Raw genomic sequence first — 25,866 nt, 5'->3', positions numbered from 1 at the left:
TTAGCCGAGGTGCAGCTCCCGTTGCTGTAACATACGATAAATAGTGGACTTGCCGATATTCAGGCGGGCCGCCACGGCCAATACGTCGCCGTTTAGCTCATCGAGGCAGCTCTGGATGATGGCCCGGTTTTGCTCGCGCAACGAAAGCGGACTGCCGGGCCCAATAGTGGCTTTGCCGGGGCGCAGGGGCAGGTCTGCGCCATGAATGAACTCGCCGTCGGCCAGCACGGTGGCCAGTTCCACCACGGCCTTTAGTTCGCGCACGTTGCCCGGGAAGGGGTGCGCCTTCAGCTGCTCGCGCGCCGAGTCGGTGAGTTGGCGCGGCGGCAGGTTGTTGAGCTGGCAGAAATCGCGCACGAACACCTCGGCCAGCAGCAGCACATCGCTTCCGCGCTGGCGCAGCGGGGGCAGGGCAATCGGCAGGCCCAGCAGGCGGTAGTACAGGTCTTCGCGGAAGCGGCCGGCCTGCACTTCGGTCAGCAAGTCGCGGTGCGTGGCCACAATCAGGCGCACATCGAACGGAATGGCCTGGTTGCCGCCCACGCGGGTCACTTCCCGCTCCTGCAGCACGCGCAGCAGCTTGGCTTGCAGGCTCAGGTCGAGGTCGGCGATTTCGTCCAGAAACAGGGTGCCGCCGTTGGCTTCTTCCAGCCGGCCCACCCGCCGCGCCGCCGCGCCGGTAAACGCGCCTTTCTCGTGCCCAAACAGCTCGCTTTCCACCAGCTCGCGCGGAATGGCGGCCATGTTCACCGCCACGAAGGGCTGGCTGGCCCGGCTCGATTGAAAGTGAATGGCCTTAGCTACTAATTCCTTGCCCGTGCCGGTTTCGCCGCTCACGCTCACCGTGATGGTGGTGCGGGCCGCCTTGGTAATAAGTGTCTGCACCGCCTGCATCGACGCGTGCTCGCCGAGAATGGCCTGGCCGGCCCCGTGGCGCGCGCCAATTTGCTGGCGGAGCTGGGTGTTTTCGCGGCGCAGGCTCACCTGCTGCTCCACCTTGCCCACCAGGTTCCAGAGGCGGTCAAGGGTGTTCTCGTCCTTCACTAGGTAGTCGTAAGCTCCCTGCTGCAGCATATTGACGGCCGTGCTCACGTCCTCCTGGCCCGAAATCACCACCACCTCGGTGCCCGGTAGCCGCTCCCGAATCTGGCGCAGCAGCTGCTCGCCCTTCGCATCGGGCAGCGAATAGTCGAGCGTGATGAAATCCGGCCGCTCGCCCAGTTGCTCGAGGCATGCCCGCGCCGTGGTGAAGCGCGAAACGCTATGGTTCGGGTTCTGGCTCAGGCGGTGCAGGAGCAGTTCGCCATACCACTCATTGTCCTCGACGACAAAAATCTTGAAAGGTAGAGCCGGGTTCATGCAGAAGGTGGTATAGGTGCCTGAAATAACATCGCGTCAACCGAAAAACACTAGTTGACTAGCTGATTTACGGCAGATAGATAAAAGGTTTCATTGGAAAAATTATATTGCAAAAATACGTAAAAAATAACACATATGGCAGAAAAAGCCCTTAATAAGGCATATACGAACTCAAAACGGAATCGGATTGCGGTGGGATTATTGATAAATTCCCAATTAAGGACAATATTCCAATAATGGGAGATAAATTAAATATTATATGAATTATATGTAATCGGGTAATAGGCCGGGAAGGGGGTTGGGCGGACATGGCCACGGAATTGCAGGACTGGAGAAGGCACAGGGCCAAAGAGTTAAATATTTTTTGCAAACCGTTATGGAATCCCTTACTCCAACTTCCGTCCCACTGGCCCGGTTACGGGCCTGGCTGATTGCCGCTCTGCTTGTGGCATTGGCCCTGACTACCGCCGGCGCGGCCGGTGCTCCCATTTATTCCACCACCGGGGTGGCCTCGGCCAGCAGCAGCTGTTCGGTGCCCGCGCTGTGCGCCCTGCTGGGCGGTGGGGTCAGCAACCCGGACCAAGCTGCCAACGGCACTTCTACCACCGACTATGCCACCATCACGAAGTTTGCCACGGTTGGCAAAAGCGTAAGCCTGCGCCTGGGGCTCGATCGCCGGGCCGGTGCCGGCGACCGCGCCGGGATGCTGGTAGCGCCGCCGGCCAGCTTAGCCGGCGTGAGCGCGCTGGGCACCTATACACTGCGTACGTACCTGCGCGGCAGCAGCACCGCCCTGGAAACCCAGCTAGTATCGCTGGCCGTGGTGCAAAGCCTGCGGGTAGCGGCGGGCACCGACCGGCCGGTCCAAATGGAGTTTGTGGCCCAGCAGGCGTTCGATGACATTGAGCTGGAGATTGGCGGTACGGTGGATGCGCTGTACCGCCTGAATGTATACTATGGCTACGCCGTACAGTCGCTGGTGCAGCAGCCGGTGCGCGGGCTCACCTCGCACTTCCCGGCCGGCAACCTTTCGCCCTACTACAACACGGCCATCACGCCCGGCGATGTGGTGAGCGTGTGCGGCAACACCAACATCTACAATCCGGAGTACGCGGTTGATAACAGCCTGACCAACCATGCCACTTTTGGCACGTTCATTTCGGCCAATTGCCCCTCGTCGCTCAGCGTCAAACTCGAAAGCTCGAAAACGGCCCCGGCCGGTTACTACGCGGGCTTCGTGCTGGGCAGTTCCGGGGCGATTGATTTGGCGGCGCTGTCGGCCCTGCGCATCACTACTTATAAGACCATCAACGGCGTATCGGTGAAGCAGGAATCGGCCACCGGGGCCAACCTGCTGGATGTGAAGCTGCTGCCCGACGGCAAATATCAAGTGAGCTTCCCCACCAACTATGCGTTCGATGAGGTGAAGATTGAGCAGATTAGCGCCCTGGCGGCCCTGGATAACCTGGATATCTATTATGGCTTCGGCGTAGAGCCCGCGGCGTTTAAGGGCACCACGCGCTACCTGTCGGACTTTGGGCAGCCGGTATCGAACACCAACTACACCACCAATACCACGGGCGTGCTCTGCGTGGGCTGTGGCGTGAGCAACCCCGCCGGCGCGGCCGATAACGACCCCGCCACCAAAGCCGTTATCAACATCGGCGGCGGTCTTGTATCCACCGCCGAGCTGAAGCTGGACCTGCGCGCCCCGGGCAGCACCGTGAAAACCGATGTTGGACAAGCGGGCTACCGCGCCGGCATGATTATCAGCAACAACAGCGGCCTGCTCGATGCCAGCGTACTCGACCGCCTCACCCTGAGCACCTATGATGCGGCCGGCAACCTGCTGGAAAGCGCCGCGGGCTCGTCGCTCCTCTCGCTGAACCTGTTGCCCGATGGCCGGCAGGAAGTCTCGTTTCTCACCACGAAGAACTTCGCTTCCATTCAAATCAGCGCGTCCTCAACGGCGGCCCTTGGAGTGAACATCAACGTGTATCAGGCCTTCGCCGATAACCTGGCCGGGGGCATCATCACCACCATTATACCGCTGCCCGTGGAGCTCACGGCCTTTGTGGGCAAGTGGACCAACGGCGCGGCCGAGCTGAGCTGGACCACCGCCACCGAAAAGGACAGCCGCTACTTTGCCGTGGAACGCTCCACCGGCGGCGAGTCCGCTTTCGAAGCCGTGGGTCAGGTAGCAGCGGCCGGTAACAGCACTAGCCCCCTGGCCTACAAGCTCCGCGATGCCCAAGCTGGCAAGATGGGCGTTGCCACGCTCTACTATCGTCTGCGGCAAGTGGATAACGACGGCACCCAGACCTTCTCGCCGGTGGTAGTGGTGACGGTGGGCAAAGCCATAGCCGTGCCGCAGTTCGAAGCCTATCCCAACCCCGCTCCCGATGCCCAGACCGTGCGCGTGCAGGGCCATAACCTGCCCGTAGGCAGCGTGGTGCAGACTTACTCGGAAATGGGCCAGCTGGTGAGCCAGCAGCCTGTAGGCGAAGCGACCACCACCTTGGTGTTGCCCAAGCTGGCTCCCGGTCTTTACCATGTAGTGCTGCGTGATGCCGCCGGGCAGCGGCTGGCTACGCAACGGCTGGTGGTAAGTGGCCGCTAGCCAAAAGCTGCGGCCGTAAGCAGGAAGTCCCGCTGGTAAGTCAGCGGGATTTTTTGTGCCCAAGCACCCTGACTGGCAGCGGGTTTGACCAGCAGCGCTCCGCAATTAACATGCGCTTCCTAAAATGATGGTAATCCGGAAAAGGCCGGTGCGAAGGGTTTTGCAGAATAATGTTTTGTTAGAATATGACTCTGCGAAGACGAAGCTCAAATGCCAAAATGTTGATGGTCTAAGATTTAGGCGATTGGTAATGTATCGGTAACATTACGGTGCTGGTGAGGCAATTCCAACGAAGGAATTTTGCGGTCACCATTCATCATCTCCCATTCCCCATCCTTTTTTATGAAGCAAACGATTACCCGCATCAGCAGCGCCGCGCTGCTTCTGGCCTTGGCCGCGTCGTGTTCGCGCACCGAGCAAGTGGCCCCGAGCCAGCAGCCCACCGCCGCCACCGCCAACCAGGACGCCACCCGCGACAACAACCTGGCCATGGGCAACCCCAGCGGCGCCGTGACCGACGCCACGAACTCGCCCAACAACTACCTGATGACCAAAACCCAGTACACCATGTCGTATAGCCGCGACAAGGGCAAGCCGAACTGGGTGAGCTGGCACCTGAGCAGCGCCTGGCTGGGCAGCACCGCCCGCCAGGACAATTTCGCCGCTGATGCTTCCCTGCCTTCTTCGTGGTACCACGTGGGCAGCACCAGCTACTCGGGTTCGGGCTTCGACCGGGGCCACAACTGCCCCAGCGCCGACCGCACCGGCTCGGTGGCCGATAACACGGCCACGTTCCTGATGAGCAACATGATGCCCCAGGCCCCCACCAACAACCAGCAAACCTGGGCTGGCCTCGAAAACTATGCCCGCACGCTGGTGGGCCAGGGCTATGAAATCTACATCATTGCCGGTAGCTACGGCAGCGGCGGCACCGGCTCGAACGGCTACGCCACCACCATCGATGCCGGCCGCATCAGCGTGCCCAGCAATTGCTGGAAGGTGATGGTGGTGCTGCCCGAAGGTAGCTCCGACGCCAGCCGCGTAACCGCCAGCACCCGCGTTATCGCCGTGAACATGCCCAACACCAATACCATCGGCACGGCCTGGGGCGCTTACCGCACCACCGTGGATGCCATCGAATCGGCCACGGGCTACAACATCCTCTCGGCCGTGAGCAGCACGGTGCAGGCCACCATTGAGTCGAAAGTAGACACCGGCCCCACCAGCTGATATTGCGCTTGCAGCCCAGTTTTCGGCTGATTTATTACGCTGGTAATAAGTAAGTGAATCGGAAATTGAAAAGCCCATGAAATACACGGTATTTCATGGGCTTTTTGCTGCCTGCTAAATGCGGCTGGGTGCTACACTTACGGAATAAACAGCCAAAGTTACGGCGGGTTGTGCTTGCAAAGCAATTGGTTACGAAGGCCTAATTTTCTTCGGGGCGAAAAAAGACAGTGAAATGTACGCTGATTAGCCAGTTACGGCGGAAACAAAAAATGAAAATAAACGGCGCAATAAAAACGTAACATTACCAAAGTTTGCCTGACGAAATGATTCCGTAATTTTGCCTCGTGCTTCAACCCAAACACCCGTTGATGAAGCGCGGGACTCTGCTCAGCAGCGACCCGCGAGAGGACCAGAAGGCCTTCGCCGCTGTGGGTCTTTTCGATTTTGCCTCCGGTATTTCCGCTGTTTTTTTTGGTTGTTGCCCCGCCACCGTTTCGGATTCCGAGACGGTTTTTTTATGCGCGGTCGGTTCGGTTTGCTTCCCAGCCTTTTAGCCCAAGCCCTTTTTTAACCAATACGTCATGGACACCAACACCCTCGCCCCCAGAGTAGCTGCGGCGACCTTCGCCTCGGCCCATGCCAGCAACCGCGAATGCGTTCCGTTCCTGATTAACCGCGATAACGTAATTTAAGGAATCCTTTTGCCGGTTCGCCGGCCGAGCGTCACCCGTACTTGGTCCAGCCTAAGTGCGGGTGAAAGTTCGTTTTTATTATTTATACGATACCTATGAAACTCGGGGCCATTACGTTACAAAATGCAGTGTGCCTGGCGGCGGCACCTTGGGACCTCGCCGGCGAGGGCTACGAGCACTTGGGCGCGATTTTCACCAAAACCGTGACCATGGAGCCCCGCGCCGGCCTGCCCGGCGACGAAGGCATCCTGCAAGTGGCCGACCAAACCCTGCTCAACCGCACCGACCTCCGCACCGAAGGCGCCGAGTTGCTGGTGCAGGAGCACCTGCCGCGCCTGCGCCGCTTCGGCGTGCCGGTATTTGTGAGCGTGATGGCGCCGGGTGTGCCGGGCTTCCGCAAGATTGCGCGCTACCTGCAGCGCGAGGCCGGTGAGCAATTGGCCGGGCTGGAAGTGTACATCACGGTGCCGCCCGGCGGCTCCGGGGCCGATGTGACGGCGCGCTACGTGCGCGAAGCCACCGAGGCCGTGCGCAACGAACTGCGCGACGACGCGGCCGTGATTGTGAAGTTGCCGCCGTGGCCCGACCACATCCGGGGCCTGGCCCTGGGCGTGCAGGAGGGCGGAGCCACTGCCGTGGCCGCTACCAACACGCTCAAGGTGCTCCACCTGCCCACCGACCTTGCTGCCGCGCCGCTAGTAGGCGGGCTTTCGGGCGAAGCGCTCCGGCCCTTGGCCCTGCGTTGCGTGTGGGAGCTGGCGAATGACGAAAAGCTGACGCTGCCCATCTTTGGTACGGGCGGCATTTTTACGCTGCGCGACGTGCAGGACTACCTGCGCGTGGGCGCCCAGGCCGTGCAGGTGGCCAGCGGCGAATGGCTGGCGCCGGGCCTCACGGCCCGCTTGGCATCGGAAGTGATGCACAATGCTGATGTTAAGAATGGATAGCTCGAACGTCGCGCCGAGCGCAGCGAAGCATCTCGCGTGCTTCAACTAATTATTGATTCTCTCCTGACTCTTCCCCCTCCCCAAAATCCCACCCACACCTCTTCGCGTATCGCCATGCAAAAGCTCCTCACCCGCGTCGAAACCATCAATTCCCTGCTTTGCGTGGGGCTGGACCCTACGGGCGATGACGCCCAGGTGGCCCAGCGGCTGCGCGAAGTCATCACCGAAACCGCGCCCTACGCGGCCGCTTTCAAACCCAACCTTGCTTTCTTTCTGAGCCGTGAAAATGGCGTGGCCCTGCTCAAGGAAACCGTGCGCAGCATCCCGAAGGACATTCCGGTGATTCTGGACGGCAAATTCGGCGACATTGCCAACACGGCCGAGCAGTACGCCCGCTTCGCTTATGACATTATTGGGGCCGATGCCGTGACGGTGAACCCCTACATGGGCGACGATACCATCCGGCCGTTTGCCCGGCCCGGCAAAATGGTTTTTTCGCTCGCCAAAACTTCCAACAAACCCATTCACGGCCTGCAGGACGCGGCCATGACACGCGGCGGCTCCATCAGCGACTGGGCCGCCCGCCTGGCCCGGCTCATGGACGAGGAGCTGACCGAGTCGACTATCGGGCTGGTGGTAGGCGCTACGGAGCCGGCCGCCGTGGCCAAAGTCCGCGCCGCCTGCCCGGACCAGTGGTTTCTGGTGCCGGGCATCGGCGCGCAGGGCGGCGACCTGGCCGCCACGCTGCGCGCCGGGCTGCGGGCCGACGGCAGCGGCCTGCTCATTAATTCCTCGCGGGGAATCTGGCAGGCCAAGGATGCCGGAGCCGCTGCCCGCGAGCTGAAAGACCAAATCAACGAATTCCGGGCCGTGACGAGCCCGACCCACGCCTGAACCAAAAAGCCGCTTCACCGCGGCTTTTTGCATAGTAGCCTTTTTGAATCAGATGACTGAAAACCCCGAAACCCATTCGTCCATTGCCCTCGATGCCGAGCTGCTGGAGCAGCAGCTGCGGCAGGAAGATGCCCTGCTGCGCGGACACTTCCGGCTGTCGTCGGGCCTGCATTCAGATACTTACGTGCAGTGCGCCCGCTTTCTGCGCCGCCCGGAACTGGCCGCGCCGGCCGCTGCCGCGCTGGCGGGCCAGATTCAGGCCGCTAGCTTGCAACCCGACGTGGTAGTGGGCCCCGCCATGGGCGGCGTGGTGATAGGCTACGAGCTGGCGCGCCAGCTGGGCGTGCCCGGCATCTTCACTGAGCGCGACGCGGACGGACAAATGACTCTGCGGCGCGGTTTCACCATCGAACCCGGCGAAAGAGTTGTTATTGCCGAAGACGTGGTAACGACCGGCAAAAGCACCCTGGAAGTGGCTAAAGTGCTGCGCGCTATGGGCGCGGAGGTGCTGGCCGTGGCCTCGCTGATTGACCGCACGGGCGGAAAAGGTGGGCTGGATTTCCCGCATTTTGCGCTGCTTTCGGTGCAGGCCGCGACCTTTGCGCCCGAGAGTTGCCCATTGTGCGCCGCCGGCGTGCCGGTGGTGAAGCCCGGCAGCCGGCCTGAAAAAGCGTTTTAGGACCACGAGGAGAGATTTACGGAGGATAAAGGAGGAACCTAGATTTTGGCAGAATTGGAAAACACCACCCACACCATCCAGCTCACGCTGAAACCCGGCCAGCACGACGGCGACGGCCAGCGCGTGGCCGAAGCCGCCGCCCGTCACCTGGGCCTGGCCACCGGCCGCGTGCGCAGCGCCGCCCTCTACACGGTGCGCTACCCGCTGAGCGAAACCCAGCTGCGCGACTTCGCCACCCGTTGCCTCGCCGACCCGGCGCTGCACGACGTGCGCCTGAACGAGCTGAGCGGCGCCGACGGCTACGCCACTTACATTCTGGTAGCCCGCCGCCCCGGCGTGACCGACGACGAAGGTACCTCGGCCCAAAATGCCCTCGCCGACATCCTAAACGAGCCGCTGGATGTGCACACCCAGCACATTTTCAGCAAGAAGCTCTACCTGCTCGAAAACGACCTGCCCGCCGACGACCTGCGCCGCATCGCGGAAGAGCTATTGGGCAACAAGCTCATCAACTGGCTGGAGGTTGGCCGCGTGGCTGACGGCATCCGCGACTACACGCCGCGCCCCGGCGGCGGCGCCGAAGCCATTACCGAGGTGGTGGCGCTGAACGGCCGTAGCGATGCCGAGCTGCTGCAGCTCTCGAAGGAGAATATCTATGCGCTGAACCTGGAAGAAATGCGCGCTGTGCGCGACTATTTCGCCGCCGCTGAGACGCAACAGGAGCGGAAAGCCGCCGGCCTGCCCGCCGACCCGACTGATTGCGAGCTGGAAATCATTGCCCAGACCTGGTCGGAGCACTGCAAGCACAAGGAGTTTGCGGCCCTCATCAACTACAAGGACACCGAAACGGGCGAGGAAAAGCAGATTGACTCACTCTTCAAAACTTACATCAAAAACGCCACCTCGGAGGTGGACCGGCAGCTGCGCGCCAACGGCAACGACTGGCTGATTAAGGTGTTTTCGGACAACGCCGGCGCGGTGCGCATCAACCCCGAGTCGCTGTTCGTGTGGAAGGTGGAAACGCACAACTCGCCCTCGGCCATCGACCCCTACGGCGGGGCCATCACGGGCATTCTGGGCAACAACCGCGACCCGCTGGCCACCGGCATCGGCGGCGCGCGGCTGCTGTTCAATACCAACGTGCTGTGCTTCGGCAACCCCGAATTTGACGGGCAACTGCTGACCGGGCAGCTGCACCCGCGCCGCATTCTGGAGGGCGTGCGCAAGGGCATCGAGGACGGCGGCAATAAGTCGGGCGTGCCCACGGTGAACGGCGCCATTGTGTTCGACGACCGGTACGCCGGCAAGCCGCTGGTGTACTGCGGCACCGGCGCAGTGATGCCCATGCAATTCGCGGGGCTGGACTCGTGGGAAAAGAAGATTGATGCCGGCGACCGCATCATCATGGCCGGCGGCCGGGTGGGCAAGGACGGCATCCACGGCGCCACGTTCTCCAGCATCGAGCTGGACGAAACCGCGCCCGCTACGGCCGTGCAAATCGGTTCGCCTATCACCCAAAAGCTGGCGATGGATTTCCTGCTGCTGGCGGCCCGCCGCGGCCTGCTAAAATGCAGCACCGACAACGGCGCAGGCGGTCTGTCGTCGTCGGTGGGCGAGCTGGCCGGCATATCGGGCGGCGCAGTGGTGGAGCTGGAGCGCGTGCCGCTGAAGTACCCCGGCCTGCGTCCCTGGGAAATTTTCGTGAGCGAGTCGCAGGAGCGGTTTACGCTGGTGGTAGAGCCGGGCAAAATGGCCGAGCTGCTGGCGCTGGGCCAGGAAATGGAAGTGGAACTGACCGATATTGGCTTCTTTACTTCGGATGGTTTCCTGGACGTGCGCTTCGACGGCGCGCCGGTGGCCCACCTGGATATGCACTTCCTGCACGACGGTGTGCCGCGCAAAACCCTGGAAGCGGAGTGGACCAAACCAGCCGCCGCCGAGCCGGAAATTCCGGCCCAAACCAACTACACCGAAACGCTGACGCAGCTGCTGGGCTCGCTCAATATCTGCTCGCGCGAGTCGGTCATTCGCCAGTACGACCACGAAGTGAAGGGCCGCACGATTGTGAAGCCGCTGATGGGCGCCACCGGCCAGGCGCCGCAGGACGCGGCCGTGGTGCGGTTCAATTTTGAGAGCTGGGAGGGCGTGGCCGTGAGTAACGGCATCCTGCCCCGCTTCGGCGATTTAGATGCGTATGACATGTCGGCCGGCTCGTTTGACGAGGGCGTGCGCCAGATTATTGCGGTAGGAGGGAAGCTGCCCAACCTGACGCCCGGCGACGGAATTTTCTGGTCGGTGAACGACAACTTCTGCGTGCCCGATTCGGTGTACGACCCCGCCACAAACCCCGATGGCAAACAAAAGCTGGCCAAGCTGGTGCGCATGTGCGAGGCCCTGCGCGACGCTACGGCGGCCTACTGCATCCCGCTCACCAGCGGCAAGGACTCGATGAAAAACGACTTCAAGGCCGACGGCGTGAAGATTTCGGTGCCCCCCACCGTGCTCTACTCGATGACGGCCAAGATGGAAGACGTGCGCCGCGCCATCACCTCCGATTTCAAGCAGGCCGACGACGTGGTGTACCTCCTTGGCGAGACTTACGACGAGCTGGGCGGCTCCGAATTCTACGCCCTGCACGGGCAGCTGGGCGCCAATGTGCCGAAGGTGGACTTCGCCCGGGCCAAGGCCCTCTATACCCTCATCGGCCAGGCCAACGACCAAAGCCTCATCCAATCCTGCCACGACCTGAGCGACGGCGGCCTCGCCGTAGCGCTGGCCGAAACCACGTTTGGCTACGGCTACGGCGCAGTAGTGGAACTGCCCGAAACGGGCTTGCCGCTGGCCACGCAGCTGTTCTCTGAGTCGCATTCCCGCTTCCTGGCCACGGTAGCGCCGGAAGACGTGGTGGCGTTCGAGCAGCTGCTCGGCGACCGCGCCACGCGCCTCGGCATTGTGACGGCAGATGGCGAGCTAACCGTGCGCCACGCGGGCAAAACGGTTATCTCGGCCAATACCGCCGCCCTGCGCGCCGTCTGGACCAACGGACCTGTTAACCATCTACTTGGCGTCGTGTCTAACGACAACCTCAGCCATTCCAACTCGCTCTAAAAGCACAAGACCCTTTTCCATTGGCCCAAAAGACTTTTGAAATGGTACAAGACTCGGCTCAAGGAGCACATAAAGTTCAATCGGAGGCACAAACCGCCGCTTCGAATGCGGCTGGCACGGTGCGCGCACTAATTCTGACTGGATTCGGCATCAACTGCGAAGAAGAATTCGCCGCCGCCTACTGCTTGGCAGGCGCGGAAGCCACCATCGTGCACCTCAACCAGGTGCTGCACGGGCAGGTGAGCATCCACGATTTTGATATCCTGAACTTCCCCGGCGGCTTCTCCTTCGGCGATGATTTGGGCTCGGGCGTGGTGCTGGCCAACAAGCTGCGCTACCGCCAAACCAGCGCCGACGGCCGCACGCTGCTCGTCGACATCAAGCAATTCATCGCCGATGGCAAGTTCGTGCTGGGCATCTGCAACGGCTTCCAGGTGCTGGTGAAGCTGGGCCTGCTGCCCAATATGGGCGGCGACGTAACCCCCGAAGTGACCCTGACGCACAACGCCAGCGGCCGCTACGAAGACCGGTGGGTGACGCTCCGCGTGAACCCCGCCTCGCGTACGCCCTTCCTCAAAGGCATCGATAAACTGGAGGTGCCCGTGCGCCACGGCGAAGGCCGCCTCGTGGTGCCCGACGACGCTACCCGCGCCGCCATCGAGGCCGCCGGCCTCAACTGCCTGAGCTACATAGACGCCAACGGCGACGGTACCAGCGAATACCCCCTCAACCCCAACGGTGCCGACCTGAATTGCGCCGGCCTCACCGACCCCACCGGGCAGGTGTTCGGCCTCATGCCGCACCCCGAGGCATTTTTGGCCGCCTACAACCACCCCGACTGGGCCCGCCGCCGCCGGCAGAATCCCACTGCTTCGGAGGAAGGGGAGGGGCTGCAGATTTTCAAGAATATCGTGGCGCACATCGCCCAAAAGAATACCGCCCCGGCCCCGGCTGTGCAACTCGCCAACCAAAACTAGCCTCCCAGAAACGTAGTTAATGAACACCCTCACCCACTTCGCTTCTCCCCAACTTCCATTGCTGCACCGCGGCAAAGTGCGCGACAGCCTGCGTGCGCCCTCCGGCGACCGCCTCATTATCGTAACTGACCGCCTCTCGGCTTTCGATTCGGTGCTCGAAACGGCTATCCCGCACAAAGGCGCGGTGCTGAACGGCTTGGCGAACTTCTGGTTTGAAAAGACGGGCCACATCATCCCCAACCACGTCATCAAGCTCATCGATGCCAACGCCATGCTGGTGAAGGAGGCTGAGCCCATCAAGGTAGAAATGGTGGTGCGACAGTACCTGACGGGCTCGATGTGGCGCGGCTACCAAGCCGGCCAGCGCACGTTCTCGGGCGTGACCGTGCCCGATGGACTGACCAAAAACCAGCCCTTCCCGCAGGCCATTGTGACGCCTACGACCAAGGAGGAATCGGACCGCGAAATCACCCCCGAAAACCTTGAGAGCGAAGGCTGGGTGACCAAGGAGCTATACGACCAGATGGCCGTAAAATCGCTGATGCTGTTTGCCGTGGGTTCGCAGCTGCTGGCCGAAAAAGGCATTATCCTGGTGGACACCAAGTATGAGTTTGGGCTGCTGAATGGCAAGCTGATTCTCATCGACGAGATGCACACGCCCGATTCGTCGCGTTTCTGGAGCGCCGAAGACTACGCCAGGAACCCCGAAACGGCCGAGCAGATGGACAAAGAGTACGTCCGGCAGTGGCTCATTGCCAACAAGAAGGACGGCCAGTACCCCCGCGCCCTCACCCCGGAAGTGGCCCAGGAAGCCAGCCGCCGCTACCTCGACATCTACGAACGCATCGTGGGCGAGCCCCTGCCCACGGCCGAAACGGGTGTCGCCGACGCGCCCCACACCGGCCGCCAGGATGCCCGAGCCCGTATGCTGGCCAATCTCGTGGCCGCTGGCTTGGTTAAGGATGCCTGGGTGAACATCGTGATGGACTCGCCCGCCGACAAGGAGCACTGCGAGAAAATCCGTCAGCAATTCGAGGGCTACGACGTCTTCACCCAACTGCGCGTGACCTCGGCCCACAAAAACGGCGAAGCCATTGCCGGCATGGCCAAAATCTGGAACAACAGCATCGAGCCCGGCGTCCTCATCGCCGTGGCTGGCCTGGGCAACGGCCTCGGCGGCGCGCTGGCGGCCAACGTGAACGTGCCCGTGATTTCGTGCCCGCTCTACAAGGACTACGCCGAGCTGGCCATGAACCTGAACTCGTCGGCCATCATGCCCAGCGGCACGCCCAGCCTCACCGTGGTGCGCCCCGACAACGCCGCGCAGGCCGCCCTCCGCGCCCTGAACCTGCCCCGTCTGCGTGAGCGTTTGAGCAAAGACATCCTCGCCACCAAAGCCGAGCTGCGCGCTGCCGACGAGGAATTTAAAACGCTGTAGTTGAAATCTGATGGAAGCCACCGCACCGAAGCAACTTGTTGAAACCTACATCGAAGCGTACAACCGCTTCGATGTAGCCGGCATGCTAGCACCCTTGCACGAGGAGGTAGTGTTCCGCAACGTTTCCAACGGCGAGGTGAATCTGACCACAACCGGCAAAGCGGCATTTCGGCAGCAGGCCGAGCAGGCCACGCAGTATTTCTCCGAGCGGGAGCAACGCGTCACCGATTGGCAGGTGAATGCCCAACGGGTTGAAGTGGCTATTGATTACCTGGCGGTTGCTGCCATTGAATTTCCTAATGGCCTGAAACCCGGCGACGCTTTGCACCTGCAGGGCAAGTCCGTTTTTGAGATTGAAAACGGCCAGATTATTTCCATCGAAGACATTAGCTAGCCCCGGCGCCGGCCTAATTCTGTATCCCCTTGACTGACTCCAAAACCCTTCTCCTCCTCGGTTCCGGTGCGCGCGAGCACGCCCTGGCCGAAAAGCTGACCCGCGACGGGGCCACGGTGCACGTGCTTCCCGGTAATGCCGGCATCCCCAACAGCCACCCCGAGGTAAATCCGCTGGATTTTGAGGCGGTGAAAAACTTCGCGCAAGCCCACGATGCCGAACTGATTGTGGTGGGGCCGGAAGCTCCGCTGGCGGCCGGTATCACCGATTTTTTTGCAGGGTCAGACATCAAAGTATTCGGCCCAACCCGCTCGGCGGCGCGGCTGGAAAGCTCGAAGGTGTGGAGCAAGGAATTCATGCGCCGCCACGGCGTGGCCACGGCGAAAGCGTGGCCGTTCCGGAGCGACAACATTGCCGCGGCCCGCGCCAAAGCGGCCGAGCTGGGCGGGCACATAGTGGTGAAATACGACGGCTTGGCCGCCGGCAAGGGCGTGTACGTGTGCTCGTCGCCGGAAGAAGCGGAAGCGGCTTTTGATGATTTGCAAACGAGCTATTCGGGCTGGTTCTCCTTCCTGCTGGAAGAAAAGCTGACCGGTCCCGAAATCAGCATCATCGGCCTTACCGATGGCCGCACCATCCGCCTGCTGGCCACCTCGCAGGACCACAAGCAGTTGCTGGCCGGCGACCTTGGCCCCAACACCGGCGGCATGGGCGCCTACTGCCCCGTGCCCTTCGCCGATGCCAACGTGCTGGCCGCCATCCGCCGCGACATTGTGGACCCCACCCTGCGGGGGCTGCAAACCGAGCAGTTCGGGTTCCGGGGCTTTCTCTATTTCGGCGTCATGCTCACGCCCACCGGCCCCAAGCTGCTGGAATACAACGTGCGCCTCGGCGACCCCGAAGCCGAAGTGCTGCTGCCCGCGCTCGACAGCAGCCTGCTAAAACTAATTGAAGCTACGCTCGATGGCACCCTCGCCCAGCAGGGCGTGCGGCAGCGGCCCGGTGCGTTTGTGGGCGTGGTGCTGGCCTCGGGCGGCTACCCGGCCCCGAAATTCCCCACCGGCTTCCCCATCACCGGCCTCGATAATCTGCCCAGCGGCGTGTACGCCTACCACGGGGCCACGAAGCGCAATGAAACCGGCCAAATCGTGACCAACGGCGGCCGTGTCCTCGTTCTCACTGCCCACGGCCAGGACCTGGAAGAAGCTACTGCCCGGGCCTACGAAGCTTGCGCCCGCGTCACGTTCCAGGATGTGTATTTCCGCACTGATATCGCCCAGCGCCCCGCGCCGGTCCTCACCGCCACCGTTGTAAATTGAGACCAGAAGCCCAATTAAAACTGATGAAGCTCCTCGCCTCCTTCGAGCAATTCCAGCAGGATTCCCTCTCTTTTGGCGAGGGAAAGGAGGGGCGTTTGGCACGTTTGGCCATTCTGCTCTCCGGGCGGGGCTCGAATATGCTGGCGCTGCTGGAAGCCACCAAAACCGGCGTGCTACACGGCCTGGCCGAAGTTGTGGTCGTGTTCAGCAACAAGCCCGATGCCTTCGGCCTCGAAGCGGCCGCTGCCCTTGGCTGCCCCATCGCCTCGCTGCCCAGCCAGGGGCGCAAGCGCGAAGCCTACGATGCCGACGCGGCGGCGCTGCTTCAGCAGTACCAGCCCGATTTGGTGGTGCTGGCGGGCTACATGCGCATTCTTTCGCCCGCCTTCATTCAGCCCTTTGCGGGCCGCATCATCAATATTCACCCTGCTGATACCCATCAGCACCAAGGCTTACATGCTTACGAGTGGGCTTTCGAGAACAAGCTGGCCGAAACCAAAATCACTGTGCATTTGGTTGACGAGGGGCTTGACACCGGCCCCATTCTCGCCCAGCAGACTGTGGATTTGCGCGGGGCCGATTCGCTGGCGGAAGTAGAGCGGCGCGGGCTGGCCGTGGAGCATGAATTGTATGCCCGCTCGCTGGCCGAATTGATTCAACAAGCACGTCATGCAGAGCGCAGCGAAGCATGATAGATACCCCTTTAGTTACAAATTAACCACCCCATCCCATGTGCGGAATAGTAGGTTTTCACGGTCCCGATAACGTCGTAGGCGATATGATTATCGGTCTCACCGCCCTCCAGCACCGGGGGCAGGACGCGGCCGGCATCGCCACGTTCGACGACTCGTTTCACCTGTGCAAGGGCCAGGGCCTCGTCAACGACGTGTTCAAGCCCAAGCACGTGAAGAAGCTGAAGGGCAACCTCGGCATCGGACACGTGCGCTACACCACGCAGGGCGCCAATGATTCGGACCTCGCGCAGCCTTTCACCACCAGCTACCCGTTCGGGCTGGCCATGGTGCACAACGGCAACGTCATCAACTTCCGCGACGTGGCCAAGCGCCTGCACGACAAATATCACGTGCTGCCCAAAACCACCAATGACCTGGAGCTCATCATGTACACCTTCGCCTCGGAGCTGCGCGTGAAAGACCTGGACCGCATCTCAGTGGTAGACATTTTCGATGCGGTGGAAACCACCCAGGAGCTGGTGAAGGGCGCCTACGCCACCATCACCATGATAGCCGGGCACGGCCTGCTGGCTTTCACGGACCCGCTGGGCATCCGGCCGCTGGCGCTGGGGCGCCGCGAAACGCCCAATGGCCCGGTCTACGCCTTCGTGTCGGAAAGCACCTGTTTTGATTACCTGGATTTTGAGTTCGTGGAAAATGTGGGCCCCGGCCAGGCCATTTTCATCGATAACAACTACCAGGTCCACTACAAAAACAAATACGCGCTGCCGAAGAACTTCTGCGCGTTCGAGCAGATTTACTTCGCCCGCGAAGACTCCGTGATTCACGGGCGGCTGGTGGCGCGGGAGCGGGTGCGGCTGGGCAAAATCCTGGCCCGTAAGGTGGTTGACGCCGGCCTGAAGCCGGATATGGTGATTGACGTGCCCAGCTCCGGCTACTTCGCGGCCTCCGGTTTGGCCGAGGCCATTGGGGTGCCCTACCGCCGGGCGCTGGTAAAAAACAACCACATGGGCCGCTCGTTCATCGTGCCTACCCAGGCCGGGCGCGAGGACGTGGTGAAGAAAAAACTGAACCCCATCCGCGAGTTTGTGGCGGGCAAAAAGGTGGCCGTCGTCGACGACAGCATTGTGCGCGGCACCACGTCGCGCCGCATCGTGCGGCTGCTGCGCGAGGCGGGCGCAGCCGAGGTATACTTTATTTCCAGCGCGCCGCCCATCGTGTCGCCCTGCATCTACGGCATCGATATGGCCATGAGCACTGAGCTGATTGCGGCCAACTACACGGAGGACGAAATCTGCCGCTACATCGAGGCCGACAAGGTGATTTACCAGGATTTGGCCGATTTGCAGGAGCTGTTTGCCGAGGAGAAAGGCCACGGGGGCAGCTGCTTCGCCTGCTTCTCGGGCAAGTACCCGACGGGCGACGTGACGCACTACCTGCGCCACATTCAGGAGGAGCGCGCCAGCCACCGCGGCGATAAAAAGGAGAAGAAATCGGTGAGTGCGAAAGCGCCCGCACCGACGGAGCACTAAGCCTTTGCCAAAAACAACAAATGAAGAACGTCATGCTGAGCGAAGCCGAAGCATGACGTTTTTTACTCCATTAGCATACCCGTTTCCCGTTCAACGTCCCTCATGTCCACTTCCACCGAAAACCCCGCCGGCTACTCCATCGAAGAAGGCAACGCTGCCTCGCGCAATGCCTACAACTGGTCGAAAAAGACCTTCGCCAACCGCGCGGGCAAGCCCGGCGAGCCCGCCCAGGACCTCGACGGCGGCTTCTCCAACGAAATCCGTTTCGGGGCCGAGCGTCTCGGCATCAGCTCCGACGGCATCGGGACCAAGATTGAGGTGGCCGAGCGTCTGAACCGCTACGATACCCTCGGCTACGACCTCATTGCCATGACGGCCGACGACCTCATCGCCGCCGGCTTTGTGCCCACCAACCTCTCCAACATCATCGACGTGAACCACCTCGACTACGACGTGGTGGACCAGCTGATGCACGGCCTGCACGACGCTGCCAACTTCGCTAAAATCGCCATCACGGGCGGCGAAATTGCGGAGCTCGGCAACCGCATCGGCGGCTGGCCGGGGGCCAAGATGAACTTCAACTGGTGCTCCACCGCCATCGGGGTGCTGCACCCCAGCCTGGCCCAGCCCCTGAGCGGCAAAACCGCCCAGGCCGGCCACGCCGTGGTGGCGCTGCGCTCGCCCTCGTTCCGCTCCAACGGCTACTCGCTGGCCCGCAAAACCCTCACCCGCCTCTTCGGCGAGAACTGGCACGAGGCGCCTTACGACGGCCCCGACCAGTTCGCCAACTGGGGCGAAGCCATGCTGGAGCCCTCGCTCATCTACTCGCCCGGCGTGGCGGCCCTGCTCGATGCCGGCCTGCCGCTGCACGGCGTGGCCCACATAACAGGCGGCGGCGTGGCCGATAATTTCAAGCGGGTGCTCAAAAATGGCCTCGGCGCGGTGCTGGACAATATATTCGAGCCCTTCCCCGCCATGCAGCGCCTCTGCGAAATCGGCGGCATTGATGCCGAAACCGCCTACCTCTACTGGAACATGGGCACCGGTATGCTGCTCATCACCGAAGATGCCTCGGCCGAAGCCGTAGTGGCCTCGCTGCGCGCCAGCGGCTACTTGGCGCAAGTGGCGGGCCACCTCACCGCCGAGCCTGGTGTGACATTGCGCGTGGGCGCGGGCGAGCTGCGGTACGAGTAAATTTTAATAGTTCAGCCAATAGTCTGGCTGTGCATATACCCCCCTACAGCACTACAGCACAACAAAAGGGCCGCCCAAGTAGGCGGCCCTTTTCATTCAAATCAACCTGATGCAGGCTATTCCAGCACCACTTTGCGCGTGTAGGTCTGGCCCGCCACGGTCACCCGCAGGGTGTAGAGGCCGGCGGCCAGCGTGCGGGTGGACAGGGTTTGCTCGGCGGCCGGGGCCAAGGCTTTGCTAAGGACTGCCTGGCCCAGGGCGTTGAACAGCGTGGCCTGGCCGGCCCCGTTCAGGCCATTAAGGCGCAGGGTGAGCTGGCCGGTGTTGCTCGGGTTGGGGTACACCAGCAGGGCGTCGGTATTGGCCTGCACGCGGGCGCTGGTCACTAGGCCGGTGCCGCCCAGCGTGAAGCTGCCCGGCGTATCGGAGCTGGTGAAGCCGCTCACGGCCACGTAGTAGCGGGTGCCCGCCGTGAGGCCGGTCACGTTAACGGTGCCCAGCGCCGTGTTGGCTGTGTTCGAGCCCTGGCAGAATACTTCGTTGAATGGCCCGGCCGAGCAGCTGGGGCTGGTGAACACCCGCAGCGCCCCCGCCGAAGTACCCGTGAAGGTGAGCGTGGTGCTGGTGCCGGTGGGGGTGAAGGTGAACCACACGTCCTTGGGCAAGGCGCCGCCCGCGCAGCTCGGCGTGTTGATGCCGTTCTGGACACTGGTGGTGGCGCCGCTGTTGGACGAGGAAACCGTGGCCGCGCCCAAGGCCAACGCGCCGCAGGGCTCGTCGTTGGCCGGGGCCGTGAGCGGCGTGGTGAAGCAAATCGGCCCCACCAACACGCTGCTGCCATTGAAGCCGCCGCACACCTGCTGTACGTAGAAGCAGTAGTTAGTGGCCGCCGTGAGGCCCGTGAGCGTGGCGCTGGTGCCCGCGATGCCCGTGATGGTGGTGCCACCAGCCGGTGGCGTGAAGCCCGTGGGGCCGTAAATCACGGTGTAGGTGCTGCCCGTGGCGGTAGAGGCGGCCCAACTCACGGTCGCGGTGTTGTTGGTGAGGGTGCCGGCCGTGAGGCCCGTGGGGGCCGGGCAGTTGGGCACGGGCGTGGCGCAGATGGTGAAGTTGCCGAGCGTGCCGCTGGTGCTATACTCGTTCACGCGCACGTAGTAGGTGGTGCTGGGCGTGAGGCCGGTCAGGTCCAGGTTGGGAGCGGCCGTGTTGCTGGCCGTGCCCGCGCAGCTGAGGTAGGTGAGCGGCCCGGCGCAGGCCGTGCCCGAGTAGCCGCGCACCACGCTGGCCGCGCCGCCCGTCACCGAGATGCGCACCGCCGTGCTGGTGGGCCCGGTGGCGGCCGTCGTGAACTTAAACCACACGTCGTGCGGGGCCGTAATCGAGCCGCAGCCCGCGCCCTGGCCGCCGGTGGCGTATACCGTGCTGGCCGTTTGGGTGGCGCCCAGGGTCGTGGTGGCCAGGGCCACACAGGTGTTGTTCACCGTCAGGGTGGTCGCGCCGCAGGGGTCATCGTTCACAATCTGGGTCGTGAACGAGCCCGGGCCGGCTAGGCCGGAGTTGGTGGTCGAAGAGCAGTTCTGCGTTACATAAAACTGGTACGTCGTGCCGGGCGTGAGGCCCGTAATGGCGTAGGGCGGGGCCGTGAGGCCCGTTACCGTGGTGTAGGAGTTGCCAGTAGAAGCAGGTTGAGTGGGGTCGAAGCCGGTGGGGCCGTAGAGCACGGTGTAGGTGCCGGTGCCGCCCGTCAGCCACGAGAGGCTGGCCGTCGTGGTCGTGGTAGTGCCCGTCAGGCTGGCCGGCGTGAGGCAGCCGGTGGCCGATTCGAGGATGATATTATCCAATCCAATGTCTGTTGAGCCGTAATCGGCGCGGGCGCGGAAGCGAATCACTGCCGTAGCCGACGTGCTGCTGATGGGCAGCACCTGCGTTGCAAACGTGGCGCTGAGCTTATAGCCATCCAGGCGGCTGAAAGTGGCGCCACCATCGTTCGAGAGCTGCACAATCAGCGAGTCGCTGCCCGAAGTATTCACAAAGTCGAAGCTCAGGCGCTTGGCCCCGGCGGGACTCAGATTCACGTACAAATCCAGCGTGCCGATGGTGCCCGAAGTAGCGTACGACGAGTGAAAGCGCGCCGAATGCAACCCCTGGCTGCTCACCGGCGTGTAAGCTCCGTAGGTGACGCTGGTCCAGGCGGCGGCGGCCCCGTCGTCCTCGCGCCGCCACGAGCCGTTGCCCGTGGCCGGGCTGTTGCGCCAGCTGGCCGAAGGCGCGTCGCGGGTGTTGCACACATCAATCCAGGTGGTTTCGAAGCTCTGCACCACCGGCAGGGTGGCGTAGGTAGGCGGCGAGGCCGTCACGGTCACGGCCGTGGAGGTGGCCGTCTGGGTCGTGCTGGTGCAGGTGAGGCGGGCGCGGTACTGCGTGGTCACCGTTTGGCCGGTGGCCGTGTAGGTGCTGCTGGTGGCCCCGGCAATGTCGGTCCACGTGGTGCCGCCGTTGGTAGAAGCCTGCCACTGGTAGGCGATGCCCGCATCGGCGCTGCTGCCCGTGAGGGACAGGGCCACGGGTGTCGAGGCGCACACGCTAGTCACGCTGGCCACAGCCGTGCCCGCCGTCGGGGCCGCCGTGCACAAGGCGTTAGCGCTAATGGCCATCACGTTGAGCACGCCGGTGGCCGATGTTTTGGCGAAGCCGATGCTCTGAATCTGTTTGGTGTAATTGGCAGCCGCCAGCGCCAGTCGGATTTGGTAGAGGCGCGGGTCGGTGGTGCTGTTTTCGATGGCGTTGTTGTCGTAGTTCACCCGACTGATGCCCTGAATGGCAAACCCGGAGCCCCCAAACCAGTCGGCCACAGTCTGCCCGGTGAATACCTGCGTGGTCTGGTCGGTGAAGGTCACCGTCACGGTCACCGTGCTGGCCCCGTTGCCCGACGAAGCCAGGAAGTAAATTTCGCCGGCCGACTGCGGCGTGGCCAGCGTGAGCGTCCCCGACCCCGTACTGGCAATGCGCAGCGAATTATTGGCCGAGTAAGACGCCAGTTGAAACGACAGCCCGGACGTAGCCACGCTGTTAATCAACCCCGTGGCGGGCAACGATGAGGTGGGCGTGGCCCCCGTCGGGCTCACGTAATTAGGCGCCAGAAAGGCAAAGCGAGAGTTCACCGCGCCACCGTCCATATCCGACGTCGTCGACGACATTACCGTGCCCGTGCCGTTGGCCACGATATCGGCCGTGAATCCGGTGACGGTAACCGGCGTGAAGCCGGCCTGCGCCTGATAACTCATTCCTACCCCCAGGGCACACAGCAGGGGCCTAAACAAACGCGTAAATCTTCTTTTCATATAAAAAAGGGTGATTGGGTGAATGAAGGTTGAAGAGTGGTGGGTGGGAATAGTAGTAAGAACGAACCGCCTGTCAGGCGTAGCAGCTGGCGTGTAAATCTATTGCCCAAGTGCCTGCCTATCAATATCTATTATGGTTTATTGAGGAAATTATTTTTCAACTGTTGTCCATGGGGAAACGCGCCGCCAGAACCGACAAAAAACACCGCCCCGGCATCCTGCATCAGGATACCGGGGCGGTGGGCACAATGGCTGCACTGACTTATAGCCCCTACGCCGGACGCACCGGCCGCTTCTCCAAAATCAGGCGGGTGCGGTACTCGTAGAGGCCCATTTCGAGGCCCACGGGGAAGATGTGGGGGTTGAGGAAGCGGCGCACGCTGGGGTCCAGGGCCTGCACTTCGCGCTGGGCGGTGGCGCGGCTTTCGGCCAGGGTGGGCAGGTCGAGCACGCGGCGGCCGCGCCGGAACACCGGCTCCAGCAGCTCGCGGTACTGCGTTTCGGGCCGGATGGGCAGGCGGCGGGTGCTGTCGGCGGGGTCAATCAGGATGAGGTGAATGGGCAGGTCCTCGGCCGTGTTGTAGAGCATGTCGGCGCGGGGCTTGCCGTGCTCATTCAGGTAGCGGCGCACCTGCAAAATGCCCGGAATGCTGGTTTTGGCCACTTGCTCCGAGAGCTTGATGGTGAAATCCCAGCCCGAATCGTCGGCCTTGCGCAGGGCCGCTAGCTTGTACACGCCCCCCAGCGCCGCCTGGTTATAAGCCGTCACGAGCTGCGTGCCTACGCCCCAGGTATCGATGCGTGCGCCCTGCTGCTTGAGGCTGGTGATGAGGTTTTCTTCCAGGTCGTTGCTGGCCACGATGCGCGTTTCCGTGAAGCCCGCCTCGTCCAGCACCGCCCGCGCCTCGCGGCTGAGGTAGGCCAAATCGCCGGAGTCAAGCCGGATGCCGGCCAGCTCATGCCCTTTAGCACGCATTTCGCGGGCCACGTGAATGGCCTGTCGCACACCTTCCAGCGTGTCATACGTATCCACGAGAAACACCGAGTCGTCGGGGAAAGCCTGCGCGTAGGCCGAAAAGGCCTTGATTTCATTGTCAAAGGCCATCACCCAGCTGTGGGCGTGGGTGCCGCGCACCGGAATGCCATAGCGCTGCCCGGCCAGCACGTTGCTGGTGGCATCGCCGCCGCCCAGGAAGGCGGCCCGGCTGGCCCCCAGGCCGCCATCGAAGCCCTGGGCGCGGCGCAGGCCAAATTCCAGAATCTGGTCGGTAGGGCCGGCCGCTTCGCGGATGCGGGCGGCTTTGGTGGCCACCAGCGTCTGGAAGTTGATGAGCGTGAGCAGAGCCGTTTCCAGCAGCTGGGCTTGCAGCAGCGGCCCGCGCACCCGCATAATGGGCTCGTTGCCGAACACCACCGTACCCTCGGGCATCGCATCAATGTCGCAGGTGAATTTCAATTCGCGCAGGTAGCGCAGAAATTCAGCTGGGAACATCGCCCCGCCTTGGCTGCCCCGCAGGCTGCCGAGGTAGGCCAGGTCATCGTCCGAAAATTGCAGGTTCTCCACCCAGTCCACGGCCAGGGCCAGCCCTGCCGCTACCGCGTACCCCCCCTGAAACGGGGCCTTGCGGAAATACAGGTGAAACACCGCCTCCCGGTCCTGCAAGCCCTGCTGCCAATAGCCATAGGCCATCGTGAGCTGGTATAAATCGGTGACGAGGGCAAGCGAGGGCGCGTAGAGGCCGGAGAGGGGAGCAGCATTCATAGAACGAAATAACAGCGAAACGACGCATTCGCTTACGGCGCGGCCGCCAAGGTAGTGCGCCCTGGCCGTCGCACGGGCATCGGTCATGGCGCACTACCTTGGTAGCAAAATGAGTAAAATGAGTGAAAAGAAGACAAAAAGCCTGCACCCCAACGTGTGGGCGCGGGCGATGGACGTGCGCTGGCGGCTGGCCCTGGCCGTGATAGCTGGCATGGGGGCGGCGCTGCTGGCCCCGCACTTGGTGGGCGTCCTGGCCCGCGTGGTGATGGGCTGGGTGGGTTTCGCCGCCACCGACCTGGCCCTGATAATCCTGGGCATGTGGCAGGCCGACACGGAAGATATCCGCCGCGTAGCCGCCTCCGAGGACCTGCCCCGCACCCAGGCTTTCGTGCTGGTAGTAGGCGCCGCCATGGCCAGCCTCGGCGCGGTGGTGGGCCTCATGGGCTCCCTCAAAGGCATTTCGGAAGACCTGCGGGACTTGCATGTCATCCTGAGCGTAGCCGCCGTAGTCCTGGCCTGGACGCTGGTGCACCTCGTGTTCACGCTGCGCTACGCCCACACCTACTACAATGCCGACGAAGACACCGGCCAGGATACCGGCGGCCTGGTTTTTCCCGACGACCAGGGCAACGACAAAGGTTCCAAGCTCACGCCTAACTACGTGGACTTCGCCTATTTTTCCTTCATTATCGGCATGACGGCCCAAACCGCCGACATTGGCATCGGCAACCGCGGGTTGCGCCGGGCAGCGCTAATGCACGGCCTCATCTCCTTCATTTTCAACACCGTCATCGTGGCCCTCACCATCGGCACCATCGGCGGCATGCTGAATTAAGAAATCAGCCCCCGGCTCACGGCCAGCTTGATGAGGGCAGCCGTGTTCTTGGCCTGCGTTTTGGCGATGATGTTCTGGCGGTGGGTTTCGATGGTGCGCTTGCTGGTGAAGAGCTTGTCGGCGATTTCGCCGTTGGTCATGCCTTCGGCAATGAGCTTGAGCACTTCGAGCTCGCGGGCGGTGAGGTCGGCCCCCGGGTGGCCTTCGGCCGCCGCATCCTCGGTTCCCGGGCGTTGGGCCACCGCTTTGTAGAGCATATTCAGGCCAATTTCGGTGCACAAAAACGGGTTGCCGGCCGCCACGGTGCGGATGGCGTGCGTGATTTCGCTGATGGCCGCGTTCTTGAGCACATAGCCCAGCGCCCCGGCTTCCAGCATGCGGGCCACGTAGTTTTCGTGGTCGAGCATGGTCAGCACCAGCACGCGCACTTCCGGGAAGCGTTGGCGCAATTCCGGCATCGTGGCAAAGCCGTCGAGCACGGGCATCTGCACGTCCATCAGCACCACGTCCACGGGCGTGGTTTCGAGCAGGGCCAGCACCTCGGCCCCGTTGCTGGCTTCGCCCACCACATCGAGGTCCGGCTCGGCGGAGAGAAGGGCGCGGATGCCATCACGCAGGATGGTGTGGTCATCGGCAAGAAGTAGTCTGGTCATAGCAGCAAGAGAGTTAGGATTCGGCAAAACGGCCCCCGCGCAACAAAGTTGGGAACTTGAGTTTGTACGTAAGAAAGGGCTCCGTATTTGTACTAAATCGTCAGGGTTAATTGGGGTTTTCGAAGGGATTTATACTGCTTTTGTTGCGCCGGTTATGGTTGAGCTTAGTAGAAATGGTAATTTCGGGTTGTTTATTC

19 protein-coding genes are annotated in these 25,866 nt (G+C 62.5%); 15 read left to right on the top strand and 4 right to left on the bottom strand.

The genetic code is table 11. The features are described from left to right. Positions 1-1,359 carry a sigma-54-dependent transcriptional regulator gene (locus tag ACYU7Q_RS09635; RefSeq protein WP_460609241.1) on the bottom strand — a complete coding sequence of 453 codons (1,359 nt, stop codon included), beginning with the start codon at positions 1,357-1,359 and terminating at the stop codon, positions 1-3. A gap of 376 nt (positions 1,360-1,735) precedes the next feature. On the opposite strand from ACYU7Q_RS09635, the gene ACYU7Q_RS09630 reads away from it, so the two are divergent. The 14 genes from ACYU7Q_RS09630 to ACYU7Q_RS09565 all read left to right on the top strand — a co-directional run bounded on the left by ACYU7Q_RS09630 (position 1,736) and on the right by ACYU7Q_RS09565 (position 19,078). Further along, entirely contained in the window at positions 1,736-3,979 is a 2,244-nt protein-coding gene (locus ACYU7Q_RS09630) for a T9SS type A sorting domain-containing protein (RefSeq protein WP_460609240.1), read from the top strand. Positions 3,980-4,321: 342 nt separating this feature from the next. Beyond that, the gene (locus tag ACYU7Q_RS09625; protein WP_460609239.1) at positions 4,322-5,209 is read left to right on the top strand and encodes a DNA/RNA non-specific endonuclease; all 888 of its coding nucleotides are present in this window, start codon (positions 4,322-4,324) and stop codon (positions 5,207-5,209) included. 344 nt (positions 5,210-5,553) lie between these two features. After that, positions 5,554-5,763 carry a hypothetical protein gene (locus ACYU7Q_RS09620; RefSeq protein WP_460609238.1) on the top strand — a complete coding sequence of 70 codons (210 nt, stop codon included), beginning with the start codon at positions 5,554-5,556 and terminating at the stop codon, positions 5,761-5,763. A 233-nt stretch (positions 5,764-5,996) separates the two neighbouring features. After that, on the top strand, positions 5,997-6,848 hold the full coding sequence (locus ACYU7Q_RS09615) for a dihydroorotate dehydrogenase (protein ID WP_460609237.1): 852 nt from the start codon (positions 5,997-5,999) through the stop codon (positions 6,846-6,848). 114 nt (positions 6,849-6,962) lie between these two features. Continuing rightward, on the top strand, positions 6,963-7,742 hold the full coding sequence (gene pyrF, locus ACYU7Q_RS09610; RefSeq protein WP_460609236.1) for a beta/alpha barrel domain-containing protein: 780 nt from the start codon (positions 6,963-6,965) through the stop codon (positions 7,740-7,742). A 52-nt stretch (positions 7,743-7,794) separates the two neighbouring features. Next, positions 7,795-8,421 carry a type I phosphoribosyltransferase gene (gene pyrE, locus ACYU7Q_RS09605; RefSeq protein ID WP_460609235.1) on the top strand — a complete coding sequence of 209 codons (627 nt, stop codon included), beginning with the start codon at positions 7,795-7,797 and terminating at the stop codon, positions 8,419-8,421. A gap of 54 nt (positions 8,422-8,475) precedes the next feature. Then, positions 8,476-11,529, top strand: coding sequence for a phosphoribosylformylglycinamidine synthase subunit PurL (locus ACYU7Q_RS09600; RefSeq protein ID WP_460609234.1), 3,054 nt, complete (start codon positions 8,476-8,478; stop codon positions 11,527-11,529). 119 nt (positions 11,530-11,648) lie between these two features. Continuing rightward, complete coding sequence (locus ACYU7Q_RS09595) at positions 11,649-12,506, top strand: phosphoribosylformylglycinamidine synthase subunit PurQ (RefSeq protein WP_460609233.1); 858 nt, start codon at positions 11,649-11,651, stop codon at positions 12,504-12,506. Positions 12,507-12,525: 19 nt separating this feature from the next. Next, a complete protein-coding gene (locus ACYU7Q_RS09590) occupies positions 12,526-13,944 on the top strand; it encodes a phosphoribosylaminoimidazolesuccinocarboxamide synthase (RefSeq protein WP_460609232.1) in 1,419 nt (472 codons plus the stop codon). Between the two features lie 10 nt (positions 13,945-13,954). Beyond that, on the top strand, positions 13,955-14,338 hold the full coding sequence (locus ACYU7Q_RS09585) for a nuclear transport factor 2 family protein (RefSeq protein WP_460609231.1): 384 nt from the start codon (positions 13,955-13,957) through the stop codon (positions 14,336-14,338). 29 nt (positions 14,339-14,367) lie between these two features. Continuing rightward, positions 14,368-15,657, top strand: coding sequence for a phosphoribosylamine--glycine ligase (gene purD, locus ACYU7Q_RS09580; protein WP_460609230.1), 1,290 nt, complete (start codon positions 14,368-14,370; stop codon positions 15,655-15,657). 23 nt (positions 15,658-15,680) lie between these two features. Beyond that, a complete protein-coding gene (purN, locus tag ACYU7Q_RS09575; protein ID WP_460609229.1) occupies positions 15,681-16,349 on the top strand; it encodes a phosphoribosylglycinamide formyltransferase in 669 nt (222 codons plus the stop codon). Between the two features lie 38 nt (positions 16,350-16,387). Continuing rightward, entirely contained in the window at positions 16,388-17,884 is a 1,497-nt protein-coding gene (gene purF / locus ACYU7Q_RS09570) for an amidophosphoribosyltransferase (protein WP_460609228.1), read from the top strand. Between the two features lie 102 nt (positions 17,885-17,986). Further along, entirely contained in the window at positions 17,987-19,078 is a 1,092-nt protein-coding gene (locus ACYU7Q_RS09565) for a phosphoribosylformylglycinamidine cyclo-ligase (RefSeq protein ID WP_460609227.1), read from the top strand. Positions 19,079-19,194: 116 nt separating this feature from the next. Here the strand turns inward: ACYU7Q_RS09565 and ACYU7Q_RS09560 are convergent, their stop codons facing one another. Together ACYU7Q_RS09560 and ACYU7Q_RS09555 are read right to left on the bottom strand one after the other, a co-directional pair. Continuing rightward, positions 19,195-22,419 carry a fibronectin type III domain-containing protein gene (locus ACYU7Q_RS09560; RefSeq protein WP_460609226.1) on the bottom strand — a complete coding sequence of 1,075 codons (3,225 nt, stop codon included), beginning with the start codon at positions 22,417-22,419 and terminating at the stop codon, positions 19,195-19,197. Positions 22,420-22,690: 271 nt separating this feature from the next. Next, on the bottom strand, positions 22,691-24,181 hold the full coding sequence (locus ACYU7Q_RS09555) for a nicotinate phosphoribosyltransferase (protein WP_460609225.1): 1,491 nt from the start codon (positions 24,179-24,181) through the stop codon (positions 22,691-22,693). Positions 24,182-24,290: 109 nt separating this feature from the next. On the opposite strand from ACYU7Q_RS09555, the gene ACYU7Q_RS09550 reads away from it, so the two are divergent. Then, positions 24,291-25,016 (top strand): DUF1345 domain-containing protein, encoded by a 726-nt coding sequence (locus tag ACYU7Q_RS09550; protein ID WP_460609224.1) that lies wholly within the window; start codon positions 24,291-24,293, stop codon positions 25,014-25,016. Here the strand turns inward: ACYU7Q_RS09550 and ACYU7Q_RS09545 are convergent. Further along, entirely contained in the window at positions 25,013-25,669 is a 657-nt protein-coding gene (locus ACYU7Q_RS09545) for a response regulator transcription factor (RefSeq protein ID WP_460609223.1), read from the bottom strand. The genes ACYU7Q_RS09550 and ACYU7Q_RS09545 overlap by 4 nt on opposite strands. Between the last annotated feature and the right edge of the window lie 197 nt (positions 25,670-25,866).

The organism is Hymenobacter terrigena, from assembly GCF_054776515.1.
This window is presented reverse-complemented; position numbering and strand designations above follow the sequence as displayed.

Bases quoted from the DNA above. Each gene is read 5' to 3' on its own strand.
- ACYU7Q_RS09635 (WP_460609241.1), bottom strand. From the start codon at position 1,359: ATGAACCCGGCTCTACCTTTCAAGATTTTTGTCGTCGAGGACAATGAG.
- ACYU7Q_RS09630 (WP_460609240.1), top strand. From the start codon at position 1,736: ATGGAATCCCTTACTCCAACTTCCGTCCCACTGGCCCGGTTACGGGCC.
- ACYU7Q_RS09625 (WP_460609239.1), top strand. From the start codon at position 4,322: ATGAAGCAAACGATTACCCGCATCAGCAGCGCCGCGCTGCTTCTGGCC.
- ACYU7Q_RS09615 (WP_460609237.1), top strand. From the start codon at position 5,997: ATGAAACTCGGGGCCATTACGTTACAAAATGCAGTGTGCCTGGCGGCG.
- pyrF (WP_460609236.1), top strand. From the start codon at position 6,963: ATGCAAAAGCTCCTCACCCGCGTCGAAACCATCAATTCCCTGCTTTGC.
- pyrE (WP_460609235.1), top strand. From the start codon at position 7,795: ATGACTGAAAACCCCGAAACCCATTCGTCCATTGCCCTCGATGCCGAG.
- ACYU7Q_RS09590 (WP_460609232.1), top strand. From the start codon at position 12,526: ATGAACACCCTCACCCACTTCGCTTCTCCCCAACTTCCATTGCTGCAC.
- ACYU7Q_RS09585 (WP_460609231.1), top strand. From the start codon at position 13,955: ATGGAAGCCACCGCACCGAAGCAACTTGTTGAAACCTACATCGAAGCG.
- purN (WP_460609229.1), top strand. From the start codon at position 15,681: ATGAAGCTCCTCGCCTCCTTCGAGCAATTCCAGCAGGATTCCCTCTCT.
- purF (WP_460609228.1), top strand. From the start codon at position 16,388: ATGTGCGGAATAGTAGGTTTTCACGGTCCCGATAACGTCGTAGGCGAT.
- ACYU7Q_RS09565 (WP_460609227.1), top strand. From the start codon at position 17,987: ATGTCCACTTCCACCGAAAACCCCGCCGGCTACTCCATCGAAGAAGGC.
- ACYU7Q_RS09560 (WP_460609226.1), bottom strand. From the start codon at position 22,419: ATGAAAAGAAGATTTACGCGTTTGTTTAGGCCCCTGCTGTGTGCCCTG.
- ACYU7Q_RS09555 (WP_460609225.1), bottom strand. From the start codon at position 24,181: ATGAATGCTGCTCCCCTCTCCGGCCTCTACGCGCCCTCGCTTGCCCTC.
- ACYU7Q_RS09550 (WP_460609224.1), top strand. From the start codon at position 24,291: ATGAGTAAAATGAGTGAAAAGAAGACAAAAAGCCTGCACCCCAACGTG.
- ACYU7Q_RS09545 (WP_460609223.1), bottom strand. From the start codon at position 25,669: ATGACCAGACTACTTCTTGCCGATGACCACACCATCCTGCGTGATGGC.